Origin of the sequence: Psychrobacter muriicola 2pS (assembly GCF_904846535.1) — a bacterium.
Classification (GTDB): Bacteria; Pseudomonadota; Gammaproteobacteria; order Pseudomonadales; family Moraxellaceae; genus Psychrobacter; species Psychrobacter aquimaris.
The window spans coordinates 513,777-540,464 of sequence record NZ_CAJHBC010000001.1; the positions used below are offsets into that span (position 1 = coordinate 513,777).

General features: G+C 43.4%; 25 protein-coding genes and 1 other RNA gene. 12 read left to right on the forward strand and 14 right to left on the reverse strand.

What is annotated here, in order from left to right; genetic code table 11:
• Positions 1 to 149: 149 nt before the first annotated feature.
• A complete protein-coding gene (gpmI, locus tag JMX93_RS02135; RefSeq protein ID WP_499203702.1) occupies positions 150 to 1,808 on the reverse strand; it encodes a 2,3-bisphosphoglycerate-independent phosphoglycerate mutase in 1,659 nt (552 codons plus the stop codon).
• 246 nt (positions 1,809 to 2,054) lie between these two features.
• Between gpmI and ssrS the strand changes: the two genes are divergently transcribed.
• Positions 2,055 to 2,250: non-coding RNA, 6S RNA (ssrS, locus tag JMX93_RS02140), on the forward strand.
• Between the two features lie 121 nt (positions 2,251 to 2,371).
• On the opposite strand, the gene JMX93_RS02145 is transcribed toward ssrS, so the two are convergent.
• Positions 2,372 to 3,004: an FxsA family protein gene (locus tag JMX93_RS02145; RefSeq protein ID WP_193011182.1), complete on the reverse strand. Its 633-nt coding sequence runs from the start codon at positions 3,002 to 3,004 to the stop codon at positions 2,372 to 2,374.
• A 259-nt stretch (positions 3,005 to 3,263) separates the two neighbouring features.
• Here JMX93_RS02145 and ruvC point away from each other — a divergent pair, with 259 nt between their 5' ends.
• Positions 3,264 to 3,848, forward strand: a complete 585-nt coding sequence (gene ruvC, locus JMX93_RS02150; protein WP_045446965.1) for a crossover junction endodeoxyribonuclease RuvC — start codon at positions 3,264 to 3,266, stop codon at positions 3,846 to 3,848.
• Between the two features lie 134 nt (positions 3,849 to 3,982).
• Here the strand turns inward: ruvC and JMX93_RS02155 are convergent, their stop codons facing one another.
• The 5 genes from JMX93_RS02155 to JMX93_RS02175 form a co-directional block, all read right to left on the reverse strand.
• Positions 3,983 to 4,906 carry an META domain-containing protein gene (locus JMX93_RS02155; RefSeq protein WP_499203703.1) on the reverse strand — a complete coding sequence of 308 codons (924 nt, stop codon included), beginning with the start codon at positions 4,904 to 4,906 and terminating at the stop codon, positions 3,983 to 3,985.
• A 294-nt stretch (positions 4,907 to 5,200) separates the two neighbouring features.
• Positions 5,201 to 5,863, reverse strand: a complete 663-nt coding sequence (locus tag JMX93_RS02160; protein ID WP_499203704.1) for a glutathione S-transferase family protein — start codon at positions 5,861 to 5,863, stop codon at positions 5,201 to 5,203.
• A gap of 239 nt (positions 5,864 to 6,102) precedes the next feature.
• Positions 6,103 to 6,741, reverse strand: a complete 639-nt coding sequence (locus tag JMX93_RS02165; protein ID WP_198331169.1) for a peroxiredoxin — start codon at positions 6,739 to 6,741, stop codon at positions 6,103 to 6,105.
• Between the two features lie 240 nt (positions 6,742 to 6,981).
• On the reverse strand, positions 6,982 to 7,728 hold the full coding sequence (locus JMX93_RS02170; protein ID WP_499203705.1) for a phospholipase D family protein: 747 nt from the start codon (positions 7,726 to 7,728) through the stop codon (positions 6,982 to 6,984).
• A 146-nt stretch (positions 7,729 to 7,874) separates the two neighbouring features.
• Complete coding sequence (locus tag JMX93_RS02175; RefSeq protein WP_499203706.1) at positions 7,875 to 9,614, reverse strand: glutamine--tRNA ligase/YqeY domain fusion protein; 1,740 nt, start codon at positions 9,612 to 9,614, stop codon at positions 7,875 to 7,877.
• Positions 9,615 to 9,886: 272 nt separating this feature from the next.
• Here JMX93_RS02175 and JMX93_RS02180 point away from each other — a divergent pair, with 272 nt between their 5' ends.
• Together JMX93_RS02180 and JMX93_RS02185 are read left to right on the forward strand one after the other, a co-directional pair.
• Positions 9,887 to 10,402, forward strand: coding sequence for a peptidylprolyl isomerase (locus tag JMX93_RS02180; protein ID WP_198331166.1), 516 nt, complete (start codon positions 9,887 to 9,889; stop codon positions 10,400 to 10,402).
• A gap of 88 nt (positions 10,403 to 10,490) precedes the next feature.
• Complete coding sequence (locus JMX93_RS02185) at positions 10,491 to 11,330, forward strand: UDP-2,3-diacylglucosamine diphosphatase (RefSeq protein WP_499203707.1); 840 nt, start codon at positions 10,491 to 10,493, stop codon at positions 11,328 to 11,330.
• A gap of 134 nt (positions 11,331 to 11,464) precedes the next feature.
• On the opposite strand, the gene orn is transcribed toward JMX93_RS02185, so the two are convergent.
• Entirely contained in the window at positions 11,465 to 12,052 is a 588-nt protein-coding gene (gene orn, locus JMX93_RS02190) for an oligoribonuclease (RefSeq protein ID WP_443558439.1), read from the reverse strand.
• 230 nt (positions 12,053 to 12,282) lie between these two features.
• Between orn and rsgA the strand changes: the two genes are divergently transcribed.
• The 4 genes from rsgA to secB all read left to right on the forward strand — a co-directional run bounded on the left by rsgA (position 12,283) and on the right by secB (position 15,213).
• Positions 12,283 to 13,386 carry a ribosome small subunit-dependent GTPase A gene (rsgA, locus tag JMX93_RS02195; protein WP_499203708.1) on the forward strand — a complete coding sequence of 368 codons (1,104 nt, stop codon included), beginning with the start codon at positions 12,283 to 12,285 and terminating at the stop codon, positions 13,384 to 13,386.
• A gap of 173 nt (positions 13,387 to 13,559) precedes the next feature.
• Positions 13,560 to 14,015, forward strand: coding sequence for a rhodanese-like domain-containing protein (locus JMX93_RS02200; protein ID WP_045446990.1), 456 nt, complete (start codon positions 13,560 to 13,562; stop codon positions 14,013 to 14,015).
• A gap of 316 nt (positions 14,016 to 14,331) precedes the next feature.
• Positions 14,332 to 14,595, forward strand: coding sequence for a glutaredoxin 3 (gene grxC / locus JMX93_RS02205; RefSeq protein ID WP_045446994.1), 264 nt, complete (start codon positions 14,332 to 14,334; stop codon positions 14,593 to 14,595).
• Between the two features lie 165 nt (positions 14,596 to 14,760).
• Positions 14,761 to 15,213, forward strand: a complete 453-nt coding sequence (secB, locus tag JMX93_RS02210) for a protein-export chaperone SecB (RefSeq protein WP_193011173.1) — start codon at positions 14,761 to 14,763, stop codon at positions 15,211 to 15,213.
• 227 nt (positions 15,214 to 15,440) lie between these two features.
• On the opposite strand, the gene adk is transcribed toward secB, so the two are convergent.
• The 6 genes from adk to JMX93_RS02240 all read right to left on the reverse strand — a co-directional run bounded on the left by adk (position 15,441) and on the right by JMX93_RS02240 (position 22,431).
• Positions 15,441 to 16,097: an adenylate kinase gene (gene adk, locus JMX93_RS02215; RefSeq protein WP_193011172.1), complete on the reverse strand. Its 657-nt coding sequence runs from the start codon at positions 16,095 to 16,097 to the stop codon at positions 15,441 to 15,443.
• Between the two features lie 217 nt (positions 16,098 to 16,314).
• Positions 16,315 to 17,595, reverse strand: coding sequence for a c-type cytochrome biogenesis protein CcmI (gene ccmI / locus JMX93_RS02220; protein ID WP_499203709.1), 1,281 nt, complete (start codon positions 17,593 to 17,595; stop codon positions 16,315 to 16,317).
• Positions 17,592 to 18,086 carry a cytochrome c-type biogenesis protein gene (locus tag JMX93_RS02225; protein WP_404816034.1) on the reverse strand — a complete coding sequence of 165 codons (495 nt, stop codon included), beginning with the start codon at positions 18,084 to 18,086 and terminating at the stop codon, positions 17,592 to 17,594. The genes ccmI and JMX93_RS02225 overlap by 4 nt, the downstream gene beginning before the upstream one ends.
• A gap of 65 nt (positions 18,087 to 18,151) precedes the next feature.
• Positions 18,152 to 18,811: a DsbE family thiol:disulfide interchange protein gene (locus tag JMX93_RS02230; RefSeq protein WP_198331160.1), complete on the reverse strand. Its 660-nt coding sequence runs from the start codon at positions 18,809 to 18,811 to the stop codon at positions 18,152 to 18,154.
• A 1-nt stretch (position 18,812) separates the two neighbouring features.
• On the reverse strand, positions 18,813 to 20,843 hold the full coding sequence (locus tag JMX93_RS02235; protein WP_499203710.1) for a heme lyase CcmF/NrfE family subunit: 2,031 nt from the start codon (positions 20,841 to 20,843) through the stop codon (positions 18,813 to 18,815).
• A 253-nt stretch (positions 20,844 to 21,096) separates the two neighbouring features.
• Complete coding sequence (locus JMX93_RS02240; RefSeq protein ID WP_499203711.1) at positions 21,097 to 22,431, reverse strand: hypothetical protein; 1,335 nt, start codon at positions 22,429 to 22,431, stop codon at positions 21,097 to 21,099.
• A 479-nt stretch (positions 22,432 to 22,910) separates the two neighbouring features.
• On the opposite strand from JMX93_RS02240, the gene mrdA reads away from it, so the two are divergent.
• The 4 genes from mrdA to rpsI all read left to right on the forward strand — a co-directional run bounded on the left by mrdA (position 22,911) and on the right by rpsI (position 26,629).
• Positions 22,911 to 24,884 (forward strand): penicillin-binding protein 2, encoded by a 1,974-nt coding sequence (gene mrdA, locus JMX93_RS02245; protein WP_198331157.1) that lies wholly within the window; start codon positions 22,911 to 22,913, stop codon positions 24,882 to 24,884.
• Positions 24,885 to 24,921: 37 nt separating this feature from the next.
• Entirely contained in the window at positions 24,922 to 25,593 is a 672-nt protein-coding gene (rsmD, locus tag JMX93_RS02250) for a 16S rRNA (guanine(966)-N(2))-methyltransferase RsmD (protein ID WP_499203712.1), read from the forward strand.
• Between the two features lie 210 nt (positions 25,594 to 25,803).
• The gene (rplM, locus tag JMX93_RS02255) at positions 25,804 to 26,232 is read left to right on the forward strand and encodes a 50S ribosomal protein L13 (protein WP_193011164.1); all 429 of its coding nucleotides are present in this window, start codon (positions 25,804 to 25,806) and stop codon (positions 26,230 to 26,232) included.
• Between the two features lie 10 nt (positions 26,233 to 26,242).
• Positions 26,243 to 26,629, forward strand: a complete 387-nt coding sequence (gene rpsI, locus JMX93_RS02260) for a 30S ribosomal protein S9 (protein WP_045451158.1) — start codon at positions 26,243 to 26,245, stop codon at positions 26,627 to 26,629.
• Positions 26,630 to 26,688: the final 59 nt, after the last annotated feature.

A 26,688-nucleotide genomic window follows, 5' to 3' on the forward strand; every position in this document is an offset into this window, starting at 1 on the left:
TTTCTCACTCCTTCAACATTTAAAATTATATAAAGTCAGCAGAATATATCTTGAAAAATATAAAAAAAGGGAAGAGACAATAAATATCTCTTCCCTTTCATTACTGCTAACAGCGCTAGCAAGTGGTCAAAATACTAATATTGTCTGACTTACAATGCTGGAACCAGTAAGCTCTCGCCCGTCATTTCAATGGGCTGTTCAATATCCATCAGGGCCAAAATAGTTGGTGCGACATCGCTCAACTTACCATTACTACGTACTTGTAGCTTTTTCTCACCCACATAAATGAATGGCACATGCTCAGTAGTGTGTTGAGTATGTACTTGACCGCTTTCATAATCTTGCATCTGCTCACAGTTACCATGATCTGCCGTGATAAGCATGTCACCACCAGCGGTGCGCACCGCTGACTCTATACGGCCAACGCATACATCCAATGCCTCTACTGCTTTTACAGCTGCATCAAAAACCCCTGTATGCCCAACCATATCACCATTGGCATAATTGACAATTAACACGTCATATTTGCCTGATTCAATGGCAGCCACTAATTTATCAGTCACTTCAGGTGCGCTCATTTCCGGCTTCAGATCATAAGTAGCAACGTCTGGAGATGGGACAAGAATACGTGTTTCGCCCTCATACTCTTCTTCACGACCACCACTGAAAAAGAACGTGACATGTGCGTATTTCTCAGTTTCAGCGATGCGTAACTGTGTTTTGCCTTTATCCTGCAAATATTCGCCAAGCGTATTGCTCAATGACGTGGGATAATAAGCAACGCTAGTTTTGGGATTATCCGCTAAAATGTCTGAGTACTTGGTCAGCATGACAAAAGCTGCAAGCTTTGGTCGTTTATGACGGGCAAAACCGGAGAACTCATGATCTGGTAACACAAAAGCCTGCGCCAGCTCACGGGCACGATCAGCCCGGAAATTCATAAAAATCAGTGCGTCATTGTCATCAACGGTATATGGCACCTCATCACGCCCAATCACTACAGTCGGATTGACAAACTCATCGGTCTCGCGTGCCTTGTAAGCAGCTTGTACCGCGCCATCTGCACGCGTAGACAGACGATCAGCCTTACCCTCAGTAATAAGCTCATAAGCTTTTTGAACGCGATCCCAACGATTGTCACGATCCATCGCATAGTAACGCCCAATGATACTGGCAATTTGTACGCGGCCACCTTCATAATGAGCATTAAGTTTATTGATATGATCTCGCAGACGATTGATATATTTATCAGCCGATTTAGGTGGGGTGTCGCGTCCGTCTAAAAAACAATGAACAAAGACATTTTTGGCGCCATGCACTAACGCGGAGTGGCACATCGCTTCGATGTGGTCTTGATGCGAATGTACGCCACCATCTGATAATAATCCCATGATATGGACGTTACCACCCAACTCGTTCGCGGCTTTTACCGCATTGACTAAGGCTTCGTTTTTATAAAATTCACGATTGGCCACTTCACTTGAAATACGAGTCGAATCTTGATAAAGAACACGGCCCGCGCCCAAGTTCATGTGCCCAACCTCTGAATTGCCAAACTGCCCATCTGGCAAACCAACGTCTTCTCCAGAAGCAGATATCAATCCATGCGGATATTGCTGATAAATCCTATCCAAATTTGGCATATTGGCGGCAGCAATTGCATTATCCTTATCATCTTCACGATGCCCAAAACCATCTAATATCATTAAAACATGCGGCACTTTTTTATTTTGATCGCCATCCTGCTTACTATTGAGCTGAGCCTGATTATCATCGATAAATGCTGATTGTTGCTGGGTATTGGTCATGGATTACCGCTCCTCAAGTGAATGAACGCCTATAATGCTGTATTAGGATGTTTAAAGCCCTCTATATTAACACACATCTTAAAATAGCTGAAAAATCGCCCTTTTAGGCCCACCCTTAAACGTTTAAAGTACCTTTATGTAGGCGAAAAGGCGGTTAACACTCAACAGCAATGATACTAATCCCTAAATCTACGTAGTAATCTGTAAATCATACTTGCAATCACTCAAACCATTGGTTAAGATAATTATATTCTGAAGTGTTGGCTAGTAGATGTTTATTCCCTGAGCCGATAATGCTTTACCAGGATGTGGTACCTATCGTCTCATTGTGTATGCCTGCACCGCTTGCGGTGTATCAGGAAACCTGCAGAGATGATGACGCATCCGCCCTGAACTTCACGGTTCATGGGTCACCATCTTACAGCGGCACTTCGGTTGTTTCATTCGGTTCGTAAATATATTGCCTATAATCAATGTGTTTACTGCCACCAAAAAGCCCCTTCCGTCAATGACGAAAGGGGCTTTTTTTATACCTAATTTTTGACTAACCAATTCTCTGATAATTACTCATCGTTAGCAGATTTGGTAATTTTTTTCACATCTTTAGGAATATTTTTGGCAGTACCATCAACAGTAGTATGCTGTTTAAACACATCACCGAATGGGTTTTGCTGTTGTTGACCAAACGGATTTTGGCTATTCATGCCACCTGCGCCGCCGAATGGGTTTTGACCACCCATGCCGCCAGCACCACCAAATGGATTTTGACCGCCGCCCATTTGACCACCCATCTGTTTTGCCATCATCTCCATCATTTTTTGCTGATTATTCATGACATAGTTATTGGCAAAGTCTTTAAGCTTCTTTTGTACGGGTGGCAATACTACCAATAATGCGAGCAAATCGCTCAGCACACCTGGAATGAGTAGCAAAATGCCGGCCGCTGCCATGGCCACACTTTTCATCATGGTTGATTCTTGCGGACGCATCGATGGGTTCATCATGCCACCCGCTTTCATTTGCTGCGCCATTGGATTGAGAGCGGCCATCCCTTTACGTATGAGTGAAATACCGATAACTGCGGCGATAATAAACCACATAAATACCCACCAACCACTCATAAACTGAGCAAGCAAATACCAAAGTAGCATTTCGATAATAAACCAAACAATGGCAATACCAACTATCTGACCCATAAAGTGTCGTCCTATAAAATAAAAACCAATAAATTAAGCGCCATGCAAATTAAGATGGCTAACATATGATGTATATGGGGATTGATTGCTATACTATCAAACTTAAGGCTGATTTTTAAGCCATATAGTCAGTTCAATATGATTTGGATACAAGGAAGGTAAGTGAAAGTGCTACGAGTAGTAGGCTGAACGAGCCTGACACCGTATCCGATTTATATAGGCTTGACGATAAAACAAAATGTAAGCAAGATGGAATACTATGGCAATTATTATTGGAATTGATCCTGGTTCGCGCATGACCGGTTATGGCATCGTCCAACAGACAGGCGACAAGCTAACGTATATAGATGCAGGCACTATTCGTACAGACACCAAAGAGATGCCTGAACGCCTTAAGCGTATTTTTAATGGGCTGACCCGTATTACGCAACATCATTTAAAATATGCCGACGAGCCTATTTATACCGCTATCGAGCAGGTATTTATGGCAGAGAATCCTGACTCAGCATTGAAACTTGGGCAAGCGAGAGGTGCTGCTATTGCCGCCATGGTTGCGCTGGATTTGGAAGTATCAGAATATACTGCACGTCAGATTAAACAAGCTGTTTGCGGTTATGGTGCAGCGGCCAAAGAGCAAGTACAAGAGATGGTTTGCCGCATACTATCTCTAGATGTCGTGCCACAACAAGATGCCGCCGATGGCCTTGCCTGTGCCATTTGTCATGCACACTCAAGCCATTCAATGAATAAATTAATATTAAACAGTGCCATGCGTGGACGCGGTGCTTCTAAGAAGAAAGGTCGCTGGCGTTTGACCGAAGAAGATCTAGGGAATTTACGTTAAAGTAAGAAGTCCAACGATAATAAAATATAGCAAACAACCATAAAAAAACACGCGGCTAAATGACGCGTGTCTTTCGAGCTGTCTAAGTTATTTACGCTATCGTTTTACTATAAAAATAAAACGGCTTAAACCGCCTACTCTGCTACGGCACTCTCAATCACCGCATCCAACACGTAAGCATATTCTTCGCCTTCTACACTCTCGTCACTGTCTAATTGGTAGCGCTGTAGACGTAACACTTCGTCGTGCATACCATCATGCTGATAGCCATCAATTTCACCCGTAAAGACTGCCCACTTACCTTCACTCGTTTTAATGCCTTGGTTATCGTAAGTAATGGGTTTCACTTGTAGACACATCTCTGAATCATTATCGGCGCAAGGTATCATTTTCGAGCTTACTGCCCAAAATACGGTCTCGCCTTTGCTATTATATTTGGCTTGTGGGGTAAGCCTGCCTTCCCAAATTAACGTTGCTGCATCACTGGTAACTTGGGTTAATATTGGCTTATCACTCTTAGGACTATTATCTTTAGCGGCGTCATCTTTGTCACTACTAGCTAGCACTAATGTTAACTGACTTTCACCTTGCATCAACTGACTTAAACTATTTTCAGCCTTATCAAGCTCACCACAAGATATTTTAGTGCTCATACCGTCGTCAATAGTCAAAGTATGACCTTGCAACTGGTAGCCAGCACTCATGGTATTACAGCCAACACTATAGCTTAAAGTATTCTCACCTTGGTATTGGCTAAAAGACAAACGTACTTGGTCTTTAATATCCATCAGCATAGTTAATGGCTGTGCGCCTTTATCCGTGGCAGAGATTAATGTCCAACGATAACGTGTAAGGCTGGCAATCATTTTGTCTTCAGCGCTCATCTCATCCATCTGAGTATTATCAGTTACTGCATCAGCGCTTGTCTGAGTGCCTTCTTGTGCGTCACTTTCTTTGGGTAAAGAAGCGTCTTGGCAAGCACCTAATATCAAACTTAATGCCAACAAACTTGGTAAAAAGGTGAATCGAATTGGCCATTTTCTTACAGATGAGGTCATAGCAGTCATACCTTGTGGTTATCCCTTCTTGAAGTCAAATTATTTGATACTTAATATTAAATACTTAACAATAAGGGGCTGATGATATCCACTTTAATAAAGCGTCACAATTCACCACTATAACGCTGTTGATTACCGTGGTTGTAACAAAGTGTTTATTTTTATGGATTCATCGTAACTGCTATTTTGATATTTAAAAGCATAATAAAAGATCACTGGTCTCAGACAACTGAGAATCTCATCAACTATCTGAGACCATCAATGATCTAGTATTTTTAATTTTTAGCGCTAGTTTTACTCATTTGTATGAGCAATTTTGGCTTTTGCCATATTTCTAATACTGAAACGCTCATTCATCATTTGATAAAAACGTGCAAGATTCTCGCCCTGCTCATTCGGATTTACGTTAAGGACTTTACCAAAATCTAAACCGAGATATAGCACGATATCAGCAAAGCTTAATTGTTCACCGACCAAATACTCACGACCTTCTAAAATATTTTCAAAATAAGCAAGGGCTTTAACAGCGCGGGCAACAGATGGTGCGACAAACTCTGGTACTTGCTCAACGCGTTGGGCTTTGGACGGATGGCTGTGCTGAAAAGCCAGCATAAAGTTATACAATACCTCAAACTCAGCAATGCGGCGCATAGCGCACACTTGTGCACGTTGTATCACATCATTACCCATCACCGAACGCTCACCATAGACACGGTCTAGATACTCACATACAGCCTGCGAATCATTGAGTACTGTGCCATCACCTAGTACTAGAACTGGCACGGTCTGCATTGGATTTATTTTGGTGAACTCGTCTGACATTTGCTCATTGGCAGCAAAATCAATGTCAATCACGTCAACGTCATCCATATCATCGACATCGATGCCTTTTGACGCTAACAAAATAAGGGCTTTACGTGGATTGGGCGCGGTACGAGTGACGTATAGTTTTTTCATGGAAAACTCCTTGTAAGATTGGGTAAAAGCGAGGCAACGCTATCTGGTTTTATTATGGTTATTACGCTGTTGATTATAGATAAAGACTAGCCGTACTCTACACAACAGTTATATCCTACTCTGCTCATCATAGCAAAGCCTTATTGAGCTTGCTTTTTTGATCAGAAACTAAATAAAACAAAGCCCCACAACTTTACGTCATGAGGCTTTGTTTTATTCTAATCATCCAATAACGCTACTTATTTATTGGGTGCAGGCGTGGTACGTAGATAAGGCTTAATTTCTGTATAGCCTTTAGGATATTTGGCCGCGATATCTTCGTTTTTGACACTTGGTGGAATGATGACATCATCACCGTCTTTCCAGTCAACTGGCGTGGCGATATTATATTCATCAGACAATTGCAGAGCATCAATGACACGGATAATCTCGTCAAAATTACGACCACAGCTAGCAGGATAGGTCAGCGTTAGACGAATTTTTTTGTTTGGATCAATAATGAACACACTGCGTACTGTATGCGTGCTATCTGCATTGGGATGCATCATGTCATACAGCTCAGCGACTTCCTTGTTCGGATCAGCAATGATTGGAAAGTTTAGCTCAGTACCCTGAGTCTCACCAATGTCTTTGGCCCACGCATGATGGTCATCTAAACCATCAACAGAGATACAGATTGGCTTGACACCACGCTTTTGAAATTCGCCATTCAGTGCCGCAGCACGACCAAGCTCAGTGGTACATACTGGCGTAAAATCAGCTGGATGGGAGAAAAAAACGACCCAATTATCGCCTGCCCACTCGTGAAAGTTGATGTCACCTTCCGTGGTTGCAGCATCAAAATTCGGTGCGGTATCGCCTAAACGTAAATGTGCCATGCTTAATTCCTTAGCTATGTTAGTGATGAGCACTAATATCCAAAGATATTCACGCGCTCTATTATTATCAACGTACTTCTTATTATCAACGTATCCTGTCAGATATTACATAATAACTCAAAGCACGTCAGCAAAAATTCCATTTTATCTTAGCAAACTGATTATGAATGTCTTGTGAAGGATTGTAATGCGGTTATTCTGTTTATTACTAAGTAACTTAGCATACACTTAACGAATGAATTAAACCACCATTCCAGAATCCCACAAACAAAAATCACCGAATTTACCTTTTTTACTTGTACCGCCAGCGGAACGCCCAGCATCTGTTAAAACCAACTCACCCTCTTGCTCTTGTAAATACCCCGCTGCAAGTAACTTATCATTTAACTCTTGCGTTTTAAAGCCTAATTCCTTAGCAAGCTTGGCTGTGGTCAGCTTAGAGTAATTAGGCGTTGCAGTTTGTGTGGTGGACATCATAGTCGATTGAGTATTTACACTTGCCGTTTGGGTATTAGCGTCAAACTTGCTATCAGTTTCGGTTACTTTTTCAAGGGACATTCGCACTTCATCACTGATGCGAATAATACGTTGCGCTTCCTCATAAGTATCAGCATAAAGCTTGGCATCTTCATTACGATAAATAAGTACGCCCATCTCGTTATTATTGACTTGGCTAAACTCATAAAGGTTCAAACTGGTGATAATGCATTCGTTTTCATTCAGGTAGCATTTCGCATGCAAGTTTTTGCAAAAGCTGGTACGAATAAAGGTCAGATTTTTGAGCCAGTTTATTTCTTCAGGGTGCAAATCATTCTTGCCATAAACGATTCTAATATCAATTTTGAGACGATTACGATCTTCTAGTAATTCTTTAATACGCTCATTCAGCTTTAGATAGGGACTGATGATAATCAACCTATCAGACGCATTTTTAATCAATTCTTCTAAATGATAAGTCGTCCCACTGCTGTTCAAAAATTTTGCCATGCTCACTTCCTCAAATATTACGATCAATCACTTTATAATCATGCACAAAAAAGCCCATCCCTAGCGTACTAGAAATGGGCAAACTTGCAAACTACTATTGTTCAGTAATTTTTCAAATAAGCGCTAGTGGCGCTGATAGTGATAAATTAAGCTGGCTTATAGCTGTCACGCAAACTAACAATTTGGTTGAAGACCGGTGTATCAGTGCTGTGATCTTCGCTATCAGAAATAAAGTAACCTTCACGCTCAAACTGAAAACGTGTGCCAGCGTCCGCATTAACCAATGACGGTTCAACCACGGCATTGAGTTCGGTCAACGATTTAGGATTCAATGCTTGATGGACGTCAGCGACGCTACTCGGGTCTTCGACACTAAATAGCTGCTCATACATGCGTACTGTCGCTGGCACACCTTGACTGGCTGATACCCAATGAATAACACCTTTAACCTTGCGGCCTTCAGGGTTGTTGCCCAACGTAGTAGGATCAATCGTCGCTTTTAGCTCAACGACAGTACCATTTTCATCAGTGATATGCTCAGTGACTGCCAGTACATAAGTATTACGCAGACGAATCTCAGGCTTTTCTGGAGATAGACGCTTGTAACCTGCTGGAGGCTCAATCTCATAGTCACCTTGATCGATGTATAGCGTCTCGGTAAAGGGAATCTCACGCTCACCCATATCGACATTAGGATGGTTCGGCTGAGTCAACCAAAGCGTCTGAGTCGTATCATCAAAACGCGCATTGACGCTATCGGCTTTTTGAGACTCCCAACTGCTGACCGCTTCTGCAAAGTTAGTAATCGTTACTTTTAACGGCTTAAGCACCGCCATGCCACGAGCCGTTGTCGTCTCTAATGATTGACGAATGCTAAATTCTAATAAGCGAAAATCAACGACGCTGTCTACTTTGGTTACACCCACACGCTCACAGAAGTCACGTAAACCCTCTGGTGTATAACCACGGCGACGCATGCCAGCAATCGTCGGCATACGCGGATCATCCCAACCACTAACGATATTCTCGTCAACCAACTGTTTAAGCTTACGCTTGCTGGTCAAGGTATGATCGACATTTAAGCGGCTAAACTCGTACTGATGCGGTGGTACATCAAAGCCAATTTTTTCAACTGCCCAATCATAAAATGGACGATGATCTTCAAACTCCAGCGTACACAATGAATGGGTAATGCCTTCGAGTGCATCAGAAAGCGGATGGGCAAAATCATACATGGGATAAATGCACCACTTATCACCCGTTTGGTGATGCGCTTGATGCATGACACGGTAGATGACAGGGTCACGCAGGTTCATGTTTGGGCTTGCCATATCAATCTTGGCGCGCAACACAGCTTTACCTTCTGCAAACTTACCTGCTTTCATGTCGTTAAAAAGAGTCAAGTTTTCTTCAACACTGGCATCACGATGCGGTGACGCTGTGCCTGCCTCATTAAATGAACCACGGTTTTCTTTAATTTGCTCAGGCGATTGTAAATCGACATAGGCATCGCCCTGCTCAATCAACTGCACAGCCCATGCATACAACTGGTCAAAGTAGCCTGACGCATGATGCGCATCCCCTGCCCACTCAAACCCTAGCCATCTCACATCGTTCTCGATGTTGTCGATGAAGTCTTGCTTTTCTGCGGTTGGGTTGGTGTCATCAAAGCGCAGGTTACAAACACCGCCAAACTCTTCGGCCACGCCAAAGTTTAGGCAGATAGATTTTACGTGCCCCAAGTGCAAGTAGCCGTTTGGCTCTGGTGGAAAGCGCGTCACGATTTGTGGGTATTTTTGCGCCTTGACATCGTCACGAATGATATTGCGAATAAAATCGTTTTTTTGTTCATCTTTTTGTGCATTGTTGCTTGAGTGCTCACTCATCGGGCATTGCTCCTAACGCAAATTGTCAGTTCATGCTACGTGCCATCACGCAGCATGGAAAAATCAAACCAAATCATTAAAAACAAGTTATTAAAAATGATAATAAAAAGGTAAAGTTGCGTTATTCTATCAGCTTTTGCGAACGCATTAACAGCCTGATACATGACACGGGATAAAAAAGCCGTTAGACTAGCCATAACTTTTTAACCACCAACTTTTAACCACCACTTGACAGCGTCATTTAAGGCGCTGCAATCAAAGAGGATTATCACATGGTAGACATGCCACCAGTAGTAGAACTAGACACCAATATGGGTGCGATCGTTATCGAACTCAATGAAGAAAAAGCACCGAAAACCGTTGAAAACTTTTTAAACTATGTAAAATCTGGTCAATATGACGGTACGATCTTCCATCGCATCATTGATGGTTTCATGATTCAAGGCGGCGGAATGGACGCTGAAATGAATGAAAAGCCAACCAATGCGCCTATCGAAAACGAAGCGGACAATGGTTTGAAAAACGATAAAGGTACCATCGCAATGGCGCGTACCCAAGATCCGCATTCAGCAACCAGTCAGTTCTTCATCAACGTAAAAGACAACGACTTCCTAAATCACTCTGGCAAAAACATGCAAGGCTGGGGTTACACGGTATTTGGTAAAGTAACAAGCGGTATGGACGTCATCGAAAAAATGCGCGGCGTACCGACTGGTCGTTTCGGCATGCATGCTGATGTACCAAAAGAGCCAGTGGTTATCAATTCAGCAACCATCATCACTCAGTAATCATTCTTCAATAGCCATTAATCAGTAGCGATGAGTCCGCAAAAGCTTATGAGTCGTTACTGTTTTGAAGTCACGAGGATAAGGATAAATGCAAAGTTTTGACCACCTAATTACCACCCGCCCTCATGAAGTGCGGCAAGTATTGATTAGCGATTTGCATTTATCGCCTGAAGAGCCTGCCTTAGTGCAGGCTTTTTTGGCGCTGCTTGATGATTGCCTTGCTCTGCCTGCGCTAAAACGCTTATTTATTGTAGGCGATTGGTTTGAAGTTTGGCTCGGTGATGATTTTTATTTATCTTTATCTGACGAGGAACGACAAATACATTGGCTCACTCCGCTTATCCTTAAATTAAAACAACTGCGAGTAGCTGGTTGTGAGATTTTGGTCATGCATGGCAACCGTGATTTTTTGTTAGGTCAGCCATTCTGCAATCTATTTGGTGGCGAGCTTATTTATGAGCCGTATACATTGACTGTCGGTCAGAAAAGTTATCGTCTAGAGCACGGTGATGCCTTGTGTACTGATGATAAAAAGTATCAGTTTTTTCGAAAAATAATGCGTAATCGTTTGACTCAATGGTATTTGCTCAACAAATCTTTAGAAAAACGTTTGGCTATCGCTGATAAAATGCGGAAAAAAAGCCAGCAGAATAATGCCAATAAAGCAGCACGCATCATGAATGTCAATGATGATGCTGTGCTGCAAGCCATAACGGATAGCGATGCTTTACTGCACGGACATACCCATCGTCCAGCTATTCATCACGCGACTCATGATAAAAAACGCTACGTGCTCGGCGACTGGCGATTGTTAGATAAAGACACCCGCCAGCCAAAAGTCAGTGCGGTGGTCGGCGCAGTGACAGGCGACGAGCATGCAAATGATAATGCTGAATTTAGATTGGTGGAGTTTAAATCGCTGACGTAATACATAGTACCTAAGAATACCTCTTAAATATAAAAAAGGTCTGTTGATAATTCAACAGACCTTTTTTTATATAAATGATACTGCATGATTGATGCGAATTTAAGTGTCAAGCTATTGCTAGCTCAACTCTTACTTTACGGTATTAATTTAAAGAAATGCTGGCGATAATGCTTTAGCTCACGAATAGAATCACGAATATCATCTAACGCTAAGTGACTGCCGCCTTTTTCAAAGTTTCTTAAAATATCAGGACGCCAGCGGAAGCAAAGCTCTTTAATTGACGAGACATCCAGATTGCGATAATGAAAGAATTTTTCTAATTCCGGCATTTGACGCGCCATAAATCGGCGATCTTGGCAGATTGAATTGCCACACATTGGCGACTTACCACTATCGACCCATTTATTGAGAAACTTAATGGTCTCAGCTTCGGCCTCTGCCAATGTCACGGTACTACGGCGGACACGGTCGACCAATCCTGACTGACCATGCTGCTTGGTATTCCAATCATCCATTTTATTTAACGTTTGATCCGATACTTTTATAGCGAACACTGGCCCTTCGGCAAGGACATTCAAATCTTCATCAGTGACAACGGTAGCAATCTCGATAATCTCATCATTCAAGGTATCCAGTCCGGTCATTTCTAGGTCAATCCATACCAGCCCTTTTTTGCCTTGGTTTCTGATTTTAATCTTGTTGGGGTGGTCACCGGTAGTCATAAAACATCCTATGGTCAATAAAGTTTAGTACAACTTTGGAGCAATATTAATTAGATAAATCGCCTGTCAATGTTCATGCCTAAGTAGCAAACTGTAGCAAAACTTTGCATTTACTGATTTATAACCCTTAAAACGTTACAAAATCTCTGTCTGCAGCAGGCGCTTTAGGCTGTATGTTATCAAACTTTCACGCTACACTTAGCAATATTTTTTTAATAGGTTCAAAACCCATGGCATTAATTCGGCAACGCAAACTGACTAAGCAACAGATTCGTCGCATCGACAAGCAACAGCTGGCAAGTCAAGACAGCATCGATGACAGTTTGATGGATGGCGTGGTCATGGCGCATTATGGCAAGCAGCTAGAAGTACAAGTGACCAGCTTGCCTTCGGTGATACCTGTGCAGCCGGAGATTGCCCCCGATGATCCTGAGCCGTTTTGGCAAGAGCTGGCCTTAGGCGATATTTGGCGGTGTCATGTGCGTACCAACTTACCGATGCTAGCAGCGGGCGACCAAGTACGCTGGAGTGCTGATCCTAATACTGGCTTTGGACGTATTGAATCGGTCAAGCCGCGCACCTCTCTCGTCTCGCGTCCTGACCGTTATCATAAGCTCAAGCCTGTCGCCGCCAATGTTGATATTTTGGCCATTGTCTTTGCGCCGCTACCTGCTGCTGCGCCAACTTTGATTGATCGCTATTTGGTCGTTTGTCATCATGCTGGCGTAAAGCCGCTGCTGGTGCTCAATAAAGCCGATTTATTAGCAGAAGAAAACGGCGTCGATACCAGTGAATTACTCGCACAATATGCAGCGCTTGGTTATGAAAGCGTTCTTACCTCGGTCGATTGCCCTGAAAACATCGCTAACAGTGATGAGCAAAAAGGGCTGGATGAGCTAAAACGTTATATCGATAAAAAACTGGTGATTTTTGCGGGACAATCTGGCGTTGGTAAAAGCAGCTTAATCAATGCACTACTACCTGAATCGGCACAAAGCGTCAATATCATCTCTGATAACTCAAAACTTGGTCAACACACCACCACCACCAGCCGCTTATTGCCATTTAATCCAGCCGACTTGACCCAAGGCGGTATCGTCGATACCCCAGGTATCCGTGAGTACGGCATTTGGCACCTCACACCCGATGATATCATCTCAGGCTTTGTGGAGCTTGCACCGTTGTCAGGCAACTGCCAGTTCCGCGATTGTCGTCATACTCACAATAGTAAAGGCTGTGCACTATGGCAAGCAGTTGCTGACGGCGTGGTATTGCAGCGCCGTGTGGAAAACCTCGTTACCCTAAGAGAAGAGGCAGATACTAAACCTTATTAACATTTGTATTATTAGTGTCCGCCTTATTAATCGCTGACTTATAGATAGTTAATCGCTCGGTTGACCATCGCCCGTTTACTATGGATGGTCTAATCGGTATAATAGCGCCTTGTTCAGTATCGTTAGGCTGTCTTCTCAGCTTAACCGAACACTTATTTTTTTGGAGGTATGGTTTGGATCGTGCGCTGGAATTTGTGGGCAACCACCCGTTTTTATTTGGTATATTAGCCGTACTTGCCGTGCTATTTTTTACGATTGAAAACAAACGTAGTGGCAGAAAAATATCGCCCAATACCTTGGGTATGATGGTTAACTCGCAAAACGCGCAGCTAATCGATATTCGTGCCAAAAAGAAGTTTGAGACTGGTTACATCCAAGGCAGCCGTAACATACCGTTCACCGAGCTCAAAGACCGCTTAGAAGAAATCCGCGCAATTGAGCAACCCGTGATTATCATCTGTGATATGGGTGTGCAAGCGGGCGCGGCGATTCAAATGATCGGCAAAGACAGTGTCTATCGCTTAGAAGGTGGTATCGGCGGCTGGCAAGCAGCGGGCATGCCATTGGTCGGTTTAAAAGATGCAAAGCCTAAAAATAAAGGCAAAGCCAAACCAAGTCTGCATAAGTAGTTAGCTATACTGCTATTTAAAAGATATTCAGCCCGTATCAATTGATTTATGATTGAGGCGTGTTGAATATTTACAAACAAAAAAACACCTATCGATAAGGTGTTTTTTTGTTTGTGGCATTTATGCTACCGTCAGAGCTTTTATACTCAGGCATCTTGAATTTGCTCTACTCATCCCCACTTTAATAACGAGCATCACCGAATATATCTTCAATTACTTGCTGGTAACGGATTATAAGAGTTTTTATCGAATGATTATTTATAATACTTTTTATAATAAAACGTTTACCTTCTAAACTTATAAATAAGGATTTACCATGACTGTAGCTGTTAAAGTTTATACGACGCCTATTTGCCCATATTGCTCAAACGCCAAACAACTCTTAAAAACTAAAGGCGTTGACTATGAAGAAATTGGCATGCACGATATGAGCCGCGAAGAGCGCCAAGAATTAATGAAAAAAACCAATAACTATCGTACTGTGCCACAGATTTTCGTCGGTGAGACCTTTGTCGGTGGTTTTGATGAGCTCAATCAAATGAACCAACAAGGCAAACTTGACGAGCTATTGGCAGGTTAATCTGCTACTTTTCGTTGCTGTCTGTCTTTGCCTGTGCAATGATAGACAGCGGCAAAGATAGTAATAAAAGTATCAAGATTTTTTCTCGATCTATATTACAATGAACTTTGATTAAAACGACAGTTTGTCCAACTATTTGATTCAATTTTAGAGGATTTATTTATCATGGCTGAAGAACAAGCACAACCACAATTGGCACTAGAGCGTATCTACGTAAAAGACATGTCACTTGAAGTCCCAGGCGCTAGTGTATTCACCAAAGAGTGGAACCCGGAGCTTGATATCAATTTATCTAGCAACGCTGAAAAACTGGATGACGATCATTATCAAGTCATCTTAACTGTGAGCGTTACAGCAAAAAATGCAGAAGAAGCGGCATTTATCGCTGAAGTGCATCAAGCAGGTATCTTCTTGTTGAAAGATATCCCAGAAGACCAAATTGGTCAAATCTTAGGTGCATACTGCCCGAACGTTTTGTTCCCGTATGCTCGTGAAGTCATCAGCGACATAGTAACGCGTGGTAGCTTCCCGCAGTTATTGCTAGCCCCTGTTAACTTTGACCAAGCTTACGCACAAAGCCAGCAACAAGCACAAGTTGACGCTCAAGGTAATGCATAAGCATAAATGTTAACTTGCTAAAGCATTAAGCTTAGCTAAAATAATAGTATTTAAGAGCCGTTTACTGATGATCAGTAAACGGCTTTTTTTGGATGCGGATTAAGCCCTCACTCAAAATAATCATTGAGCAATTATCATCAAACCTATATTTAAAAACACCAGACATAAAAAAACCCTGCTAATAAACAGGGTTCTTAATCGCGTCATCAATTATTCGAAATCGATAACTAGCCTTTTAACGCTGATAAGATTTGTTGCTTAACATCATCGATGCCTTGCGTACCATCAAACTTATCATAATTAGGGGCATCGGCACCTTCTTTGGCTTTGTCTTGATAAAAACCAACAAGCGCTGATGTCTGCTGATGGTAAGTGGCTAGACGATCACGAATGGTAGACTCTTTATCATCTTCACGCTGGATTAGCGCCTCACCAGTCACATCATCGATACCATCGACCTTAGGTGGATTGTGGTCAACGTGATAAACGCGACCTGAACCTGGATGCTGGCGACGGCCAGACAAGCGCTTGACGATTTCGTCATCAGGCACGCTGATTTCGATTACATGATCGATAGCAACGTCAGCATCTGCAAGTGCTTGAGCCTGTGGAATCGTACGTGGAAAACCGTCCAAAATACAACCATTAGCACAATCAGGCTTCGCGATACGTTCTTTCACTAGGTTAATAATGAGATCATCAGAAACCAAACCGCCGGCGTTCATGATGTCTTTGGCTTGTTTACCAAGCTCGCTGCCTTCTTTGATTGCTGCACGCAGCATATCACCCGTTGATATCTGTGGAATATCATACTCTTTAGAAATAAACTGGGCTTGAGTACCTTTACCGGCGCCTGGTGGACCTAGCAAAATAATACGCATCATTACACGATTCTCCTGAATTAAATGGGATTTTAGGATTAATAAAACTTAGGGATTGGCTGATTGCAGAGATACCTTACCTTGTGGCCTTGCAAACCTCAAGTATTTTCATGATTACGCTCATGAGTTGTCATGACTTAGCTGTTCATATAACGCTGTTGCACCTTTTTATGGGCAACAGCGACGATACAACAAATACTGACAACGACAGCCATTAATACTATGGGATTTGTTGATTGATTTCTACATTTGCCTGATTTTGATCGGCACTGATCACCACTGGATTGCCTGATAGGTCTCCTGACTCTGCCATTGCTGTACCACTGTGGCTAATACGAGCAATGACAGCCAATTGAACTTTATCCGCTCGAGCCGCTTTCAAAGTACGTTCAGGCATCATAGCATCCAAATCGCTTAGGCTAATACTGGCTTCACCTTGCTTGATGACACTGATCGGTAAACGTTTGGCAGCATATGGTGGGCCACCGTTGACATCACGTATGGCGACAAACAATACATCGTCGGCTTTGACTAGTGGCAACAAGCTAGCATTAACCTTGATAGTCACATCAATACCTTCAGAGGCTTGCTGTTGCTGAGCGGTCACATTAGCACTTAGCTCATCTAGACTCGCCAATGCGTTGGTATGATCTCCAGGTTTAGACGCAATACTGTCACGCAGACGCTTAATCCAGCCTTGTGCTTGATCAAAATTACTACTCCGTGCCTCACCCATTGCCATAAGCATTTGTGCGCCCTCATGCTCTGGATTTTTGGCCAACACATCTTGTAGCACTCGGCGACTATTAGCGTCCAATTGGCCTTTATTGGCAAAGAAGCTAATCTGCGCATAAGTGGTTGCAATCTCTTCATTGTCTGGTGACAAACGATAAGCACGCGACAAAGCCTCTAGTGCCGAATCCGTCGCTTCTAGTGATAAGAACAGCTCAGACAGACGCATCCAGCGGTTGGGGTCATCAGCGTGTCGATAGACATTGGTCTGCATGGCACTAATCAGCTGTTGACCATTTTCAATCGCCCAAGCAGGCGGCTGATCAATCTTGCCAGTTAACAAGTCATCAGCCACTTGACCCACTTTGTCTTCAGCTGCCCAAAGCTCGAACACAGGCGTACGATCGCTGACCATCAAATATGCCATCGCTGCCAATACAGGCACCCAGACGATAATGATTAATCGGCTTTTGATACCAGGCGCTACCATCGGTGTGACTTCACGCTGAGCATCCAATAGCTGGCGTTCAAGCTCCAGTTTTTGGTTTTGATAGTGGCTGTCATCGATAGTACCACTGTCTTTATCTGTTTTTAGTTCTGCTAGACGCTCACGGAACACAGCAAGGTTAATATCCAATAGCTGGTTGTCCACCGGTTTTTCTGGCGAGCGTGAGGCTCGCAGCCAAGGCAGGATAGTAATAACAGCGAGTATTAAGGCGATGAGTAAGCTTAGAGCAATAAATAAGCCCACAGTAGAGAATATGGTCATTTTTTGTCCTTGAGGCTTGTAATATCATGGTCGTTTTTGTCATCGCTCGCAGCACGTGATAATAGACGATCAAGTTCAGCTTTTTCAGCAACAGATAAGGCATCAGCAGTACTATTGACCGTTACTCCACTTTCACCACTAGCGACAAGCTGACGTCGTTTGCTCTGCCAGAACCAGCCTATGAGTAAAATAATGAGTAATAATGGCGGAAAAAACCACAAAATCCACGTTGATGGACGGACAGGCGGCTTATAAGTGATGAAATCGCCATAACGTTCCTGCATATAAGCGCGAATCTCGCCATCACTACGACCATCTTTTATCAAATCATACGTTTTTTGCTTTAGATCTTGGGCAATGGGCGCATCAGATCCTGCAAGATTTTGGTTTTGACATTTTGGGCAACGCAGCTCTTCAATGAGGCCACGATATTGGGCTTCTTGCTGCACAGAATCAAAGTCATAGACCTCAATAGCAGCATAGCTTGCCATACTTATTAGACAAGCTATCAATAAGCTCGCTACTTTTAACGTAATGGCTGTTATTTTATTGGCTATCATTTACACGCCTCCGCAACCTGAATCGGATCTGGGCTGACGTTGTGATCATTGGCTTCATTGAGCACCATCAAACAAGGCGTGATACGGCTTTGCCAGTTGCTTTCATTGATCTCACCAATAATATGCTGACGAATAATCCCTTCACCATCAACGATGAAAGTCTCAGGCGCACCCGTCAAACCCAAATCTAAAGCAAATTGACCAGATAGATCCTGAATGGACATCGAGAACGGATCGCCACCTCGGTTTAAGTAGCCTAGGGCATCGCCAATGTCATCTTTATAGTTGACCCCGACCAGATTGACACCGCGTTCTTCTAATTGCATGAGAAAGGGATGCTCAATAATACACGTTGGGCACCAAGAGCCCCAAATATTCATCAAAAAGGGCTTATCAGGGAGATTCTCATTGGTCATGATACGACTGGTATCTGATAATAAAGGCAACTCAAAGGCAGGCACTGGACGCTCTAGTGCCGTATTGGTAACGATGTCCGTCGGCTTACCCAAACGCATATATAGCATGATGACCAAACCGATGAAAATGATCAGCGGAATTAAAAACCATAGCTTAAGTTGCTTTTTGTTCATGGTTTTTGTGCCACTTATCTTATCCGGCTTTGCATTTTGATCAGAGGAATGCTTTGATGTGCTCATATTACTTATCCCCTGTCTTTAATGCTGGCGTATCCAAATCAGTGACGGTGGTAAAGCCTGCTTTATTCGCCGCAATTTGTGCAGGCGTCTTAGCTTTCTTAATACGATAACGGTTATCCAACATACTCAGTAGAGCACCGAACGCCATAATCAGAGCGCCAAGCCATATCCAACGAATAAGCGGTTTAACATAGATACGCACAGCCCATTCGTTGCTGTCTTCTGCGATAGGTTCGCCAAGAGCCACATATACGTCACGCATTAGGCTGGCATCAATAGCGGCTTCCGTCATCGGCATCATACTAATAATATAGTTACGTTTTTCAGGATATAAAGTCGTGACCGCACGCCCGTCTTTGGTTATCTCAACTTCAGCTTGAGTGGCATCAAAATTACTGCCTTTGACTTCACGAAAGCCTTTTACGGTAAAATCATAGCCTTGGACATGAACACTATCGTTCGGTCCAAGTGCGACATCGCGTTCAATACTCAGCGTACTGGTAAATGCGACACCAATGACAGCAATAATGACACCGATATGAGCGGTCTGCTGACCCCAATAGCTCAGACGTAACTGGCGTAAACCTTTAACAAAACTGGGTGCGTTTTTGGTTTTATCTTTAAAATCAACCACCATCCAAAACAAGACCCAAAAACTGACTGCTAGCGTCACACCAATATTGAGCATGTCAGATGAACTAACAAAATAAGTAATAATCGCCGCAAGCACCAAACTACTGACAGCAATGACCATGCCAACACCTAATAACGGGCGGCTATCTTTTTTCCAGCGAATGTTCGAGCCCATACCCATTGCCACTAATAGCAGCCACGTCAAAGGTACAAATAACGCATTAAAATAAGGAGGGCCGACAGACACCTGACCTAAATTGAAGGAGTCAGCAATAATAGGATATAGCGTACCGAGTAAGACAACTAAGGTTGAAATCAAAATAATGACGTTGTTAATGACTAAAAATGACTCGCGTGAGATCAGCTGATACTGACTTTCAACCGTTAAACGCCAGCCACGTACCGCAAACATTAGCAAGCCGCCGCCGATAATCACCCCAAGAATCACTAAGATCACCAGGCCACGGGTGGGGTCAGCAGCAAACGAATGCACCGAAGTAATAACGCCTGAGCGTACTAGGAACGTACCAAGCAAACTGAGTGCAAAAGCAAAGATTGCCAGCATGATCGTCCATGCTTTAAAGACGCCACGTTTTTCTGTGACGGCAAGCGAATGTAACAATGCCGTACCAGCCAGCCAAGGCATCAGTGAGGCATTCTCTACTGGATCCCAGAACCACCAACCACCCCAGCCAAGCTCATAATAAGCCCACCATGAGCCAAGCGCGATACCAACAGTCAAAAAGCCCCAAGCCGCCAATGCCCACGGACGCGACCAGCGTGTCCATACCGCATCCAAACGACCTTCCCACAATGCCGCCATACAAAAGGCAAACGGCACGACCAAACCCACATAGCCCATATACAGCATCGGTGGGTGAATAATCAAACCAAAATCTTGTAGTACAGGATTTAGATCCGCACCATCAACAGGTAAGTTCGGTAATGTGCGATCAAATGGCGACGAGGTAAAGATAAGCATCGCTAGCATCATCATCTGTACACCAGCCAAAATTACCAATACTCGCGCACGCATAGACAGTGGCAAACCACGGCTAAAGTAAGAGACCAGCGCACACCAAGTGGCCATAATGGTCATCCAAAGCAGCAAGGAACCCTCATGACCACCCCAGGTTGCTGATAACTTATAGTACCAAGGCAACAGCGTATTGGAATGCTGAGTGACATAAACTAGGCTGAAGTCATTGTAATAAAAGCCTGCCATCAGCGCGGCAAATGATGTGATCATGGCGGCAAATTGTGCCCACGCCAGACTTGGTGCCAGACGCTGCCACGCAACGTGGTCACGCATGACGCCGACGGTTGGTAATACCACCTGCAAAATCGCCAATATAAAGGCGGCTAGCAAGGCAAAATAACCCAATTCTGTGATTAACATACGGTCTAACCTTGTTTACCTTGATACGGTCATTGTTTATTTTAGGGATTGGTTTTTTAGGATATTCGAAAGTATCCAATAATCGCTACTACGAGTATTTATACTGCTGGTCTTTATTACTAATATTTATTATAAAATCACCATTAGCCGTTGCAGCTGAGGGCACTTACAGCAAGCTACATTAGCGTCAACTTGTCACATTTCTGTATCCACTCTGTATGCGATGTGTATAAAGAACATAAAAAATGCGCCGTTACTGAATCGCAGGGAAAAACACCAAGACCAGATGCAACCAACCCGCTAAAAAACCTGTCAAACCACCTAGCACGATCAACGTCATCTCATCTTCACGAAAAGCAGGACGTAATAAGTTCTGAAACTCATTTGGCGTTAGCGCACGAATACGGTCGCGAAACAGCCCAAATATTTTACTAGCACGGCTCTCATTCAGCTCAGGATCACGCAGCGGCACCATCGTCGCAACAATCGATTTATCAATAATAGTATTTTTTAACTGTCCATATTCGCGGCGGCCCAAGCCTACGCGCAGTGTCGTACTAATCACTGGCGACTCTAGCACTTTATATAAATGCGACTTCATCAACTCACGTGTTTGCACAGCACGGTCGCCATACATCATCTCATTCATGATGTTCTCAAGCGTCACCAAATCTTTTACGACAATCTCAGCGAAAACCTCGGAGACTTCTTCTTGGCGTTTCATAAAACCGCCTTGCAAACGATAATGGGCGATATGCGGTAATTGCGGTTTAATAAATGGAAAGCTGCTCTGGATCGCAAAAAACTTCACATAAGGAATAAATCTCGGTTCTACGGGATTAAATACCATCCAAATAGCAATCCAATTGGTGAGAAAACCCCAAATCGCAGCAAAAAATGGGACTGTCCAATGCTGCGGCACCACCAAAAATATAAACATTTGGATAATACCGAACACCAAACCAATCAAAGCACTGATATGCCAAATAAAATCAATCTCTTTTTGACCAACCTTTAAAAACATATTGACCATTAACCGACGATCGCTTTCCATCGTGTTAACAATCATTTTGCGCATATCAACCAAGTTTTCGACATTATGGGTCAGGTCAGTCACCAAAGACTGCATAATATTGGGCAGCTCTTGATGTGCTTGAGCGTAGACACGGCGTTTCAACGCATAAGGAAGATTACCCCATAGCGCAGGCGAATGATCCAGCATGATTTCATCAATCAATGCCTCAAGGTTTTTGTCCACCGTATCAGTGATAAATACCGCCATCTGCTCAGGTTCCATCGCCTGAAAGAACTCATCAAGCGAGCCGAGCTTTGACAGCGTCTGATCAACAATAACGCCTGATATTTTTCCAGCCTTACGTGGGACGATACCTTGCCAGCCGATACCCGGCAACCCAAAAAATGGGAAGTTTGGAATACGAATACCCCGAAACTTAATCGGATAAAACAGCATTTTAAGCGCCATCCACACGTGTATCCATGTGACAAATGCGGTCACAGGTGGAATGGTCAGCATGGCAAAAAACTCTGGGTGTTCAGCTATTGTCTGCCACAATGAAGTTGCATCCATGACTTATCTTGCCCCTGACAGGTTGATTGTCGTTGCTAATTAAAGACGGTTAGCAAATTAGAACGCTTTACAAAAAGACGCTCTGCCTATAATAATAATTATCAAATAAATCGCCTGATTTTAGCATACTTGCCATCCATTAGCACACGTTGAGCCTAGGCAAGTTGTGACTAGAGATGACACGTTTTATGACCTACTTTCGATAGCAACAATATTAATATAACCCACAAGGACTTTAGGCAATCACAAGCACAAAATAAATGGCGGTGTACTGCGTCTGCCCATTTGTTCTGTTATAATTTGTGATTGTATGACAGCACATAGTGATATATAGATTGATACGTTACGATTTCAACTCATATCAACCCATGTAATTGAAATTCTTATTATTATCCTTTATGCTCGCCGAACTTTGGTGAACTCCCCCGCCCTTTTATCCTGTTTTATTGACTCACTGACCGTTTGGGCTCTGACTTTATATGAATAAACCGCTAACTCCCAATACCGAACAGGTCAATCGTATTTTCACCAACCGTATCATTATCCTTGGAATTTTGATATTTATTGGTTTGAGCGGCTTGATCGTGCGTTATGGTTACTTGCAAGTCTATGCGCACGATAAGTATACGACGCAAGCAGACAACAACCGCATTAAACTGATCTCTGCACCGCCCAGCCGCGGCTATATTTATGATCGCAATGGGATAATATTGGCAGACAATCAGCCCGTATTTACAGCGATGCTAAGCCCTGATGAAGTCGAAAATCCAGAGCGTACGCTAAATTTGCTTGCGCCTATCTTTGAGCTGACAGATGAGAATATTACCGATATTTTAGCGCGTCTGAGTAAAAGTAAAAACGATCCGGTGACCATTAAAATTGACTTAACCGATGCCCAATTGGCGCAGTTTAGTGAGCGCAAACCCTTTTTTCGTGGTGTGACCATCCAAAGCAAGCTGACGCGTTCATACCCTTATGACGAGCTGTTCGCACACGTCATCGGCTATGTTGGGCGTATTAATGATAAAGAAACCAAACGCATTGACAAAGATCGCTACGCTGGCACAGATCTGATCGGTAAGATCGGTATCGAAGATTATTACGAAGACATATTGCTAGGACAACCGGGTTATCAGTCGGTAGAAACAGATGCTCATGGCAATATTTTACGTCAATTGGACACCAAACCACCAGTATCTGGCAACGACATCACGTTGAGTTTAGATTACGGCTTGCAAACGATTGCACAGCAGCAGCTAGATGGACGTCGCGGCGCTATCGTGGCCATCGACCCCAAAAACGGCGACGTACTGGCATTTGTTAGTAACCCAAGCTATGATCCCAATCCCTTTATTTCAGGTATCTCTTTTAAAGACTATGATGCACTGCGTGAAGATCCTGACGAACCATTATATAATCGAGCACTACAAGGCACGTATCCTCCTGGCTCAACCATTAAACCTTTTGAAGGCTTAGGCGGTATTCATTATGGTTTACGCAATTGGGATACGACCATTTATGACCCTGGCTATTTTAGCTTACCCGGAGATTCGCATCGTTTCCGTGACTGGAAACGCGGTGGTCATGGTACAGTAAATTTGAAAAAATCTATCGTGATGTCAGTTGACACTTATTATTATAAACTGGCCTACGAGATGGGTATTCAACGTCTTCATGACTGGATGATACGCTTTGGTTTTGGTGACCAAACGGGTATCGACTTACCCAACGAAAAATCGGGAATCATGCCTTCACCAAAATGGAAAAAAGACACCTACGATAAAGGCTGGTTGCCAGGTGAAACCATCTCTGTCAGCATTGGGCAAGGCTATTTCTTAGCCACACCGTTACAAATTGCTAATGCGACAGCCATGACGGCGAACAAAGGCTACCATATTACTCCGCATCTGCTAAAGAGGAGCGATGGCGCAGCAGCCGTTAAAGTGATTACCAAGCCTGATGGCAAAATTAATTATAATGGTAAGCCTTCTGATTGGTTACGCATGCATGATGCGATGGAAGCAACCGTTGAAAGTGGTACGGCACGTCGCGCTTATAACCCAAAGTATCGTATCGCTGGTAAATCTGGAACCGCACAGGTCAAGTCTATTGCTCAAGGCAAACGTTATGATAAGTCAGCATTAGACTCACGGCATTGGGATCATGCTTGGTTTAATGGCTTTGCGCCAGTAGATGATCCACAAATCGCTCTTGCGGTATTGGTCGAAAACGGTGGCGGTGGTGGCGCTGTAGCTGCCCCTATTGGTCGTGAGCTGTTTGATTATTGGATATTACAACGCAAAACTAACCCTATTTTGCCACCAACTGCGGATAAGCTAAAAGCCATCAAGCGCCAAAAAGCCTTTGAGAAATTGATGCGTGACGCTCAGCGTGAAAAAGAAGAAAAAGCGCTGGAAGAAAAGGCGGAAGCAGCAACCACGAACTCTGAGTAAAAATACGCTAAACGAGATACGGTAAACAACGAACATTATGAAAAAATATACAAGCGGCCGTGAGCCTAAAAACAACCATAAGACCAAAAATGCAGCAGCGGGCGACGTGCGTATCATTGGTGGTCAGTTTAAACGCCGTGTTGTACGTTTTATCGACGCAGAAGGTCTACGCCCGACCCCAGATCGCTTGCGAGAGACGCTGTTTAACTGGCTACTTGCTGATATTCATGGCGCTTATGTGCTCGATAGCTGTGCCGGTAGCGGTGTCTTAGGTTTTGAAGCACTGTCTCGTGGTGCCGCGCACGCCACTTTTATCGAAATAAATCCTGCGCAAAGCAATATGCTGCGTCAAAGTGCAGAACAATTGCATCTGAGCACTGATACCCATCAAATTATCCAAGGCACCGCAGAAAAGGTATTGATGCAAGAGCAGATTGTTCCGCGCCCTTTCAATATTGTGTTCATCGATCCACCTTATGCTCAAGATCTGTGGCAACCCATTTTAATGGCATTGATTACCCAGTCGTTAATTGATAGTGAAACACTGATTTATTTGGAAGCGGATAAAGATCTAGCACCGCAGTTGAAACAATTGGCAGCGGTCCTTAATGAAAAATCAACCATTCAGCCAACAATCGACTTTGAATGCTTAAAACAAACCAAAGTTGGACAAGTTGTTGCTGGACTTTATCGTTTATCATCGTCATAATTGTCGGGTTAATGAAAGCCATTAACAAATTTTACAAATGTTTAGAACCGCTAAAAACTGGCCAACGCTGCAGTTTAATGTATATAAGGCGAAAATAAACCCCAATGCAGCTTGCAAGCGTAGGCGCTACTGCTTATAATGTGCAGTCTGTTTTTTGAGAGCCCCGTTCCCAGCTAAACTCTCAACGAATTCTAATTTTAAGGTTTTATCATGAAAACACTTAGTGCAAAACCAGCTGAAGTGACCCATGACTGGTATGTCGTAGATGCTGACGGCAAAACCCTTGGTCGCTTAGCCACTCAAATCGCTAGTCGCTTACGTGGCAAGCATAAGCCTTCTTTTACGCCGCACGTTGACACTGGTGACTTTATTGTTGTCATCAATGCTGATAAAATCACGGTAACGGGTAAAAAAGCGCAAGATAAAAAATACTATCGTCACAGTGGCTACCCAGGTGGTATCAAGGAAACCAACTTCAGTAAATTGCTTGCAAATAAGCCTGAAGATGTTCTACACAAAGCAGTTAAGGGTATGCTTCCAAAGGGCCCTCTTGGCTATGCGATGATCAAGAAGCTGAAGCTATATGCGGGTACTGAACATCCACATACTGCACAGCAACCTAAAGAACTAGACATCTAAGGATATACTTATGGAACGCAATTACGGAACTGGTCGCCGCAAGACGTCTACTGCTCGTGTCTTTTTAGCTAAAGGTACTGGTAGCATCGTTGTTAACGGCAAGCCACTTGATGAGTATTTTAGCCGTGAAACTTCACGTATGGTTGTTCGTCAGCCTTTAGAATTACTTGACTCACCTACTGCTTATGACCTTTACATCACTGTAAAAGGTGGCGGTATTAGTGGTCAAGCTGGCGCAATCCGTCACGGCATCACGCGTGCATTGATTGAGCTGAACGAAGCCAACAAACCAGCACTAAAAGCAGCTGGCTTTGTTACTCGTGACTCACGTCAAGTTGAACGTAAGAAATTGGGTCTACGTAAAGCACGTAAACGTCCACAATTCTCGAAACGTTAATCAAAGCTATCTCTTATCTTTCTGCGGCTGTTGTCTTTATCTCAGAGCGACAGTCACAA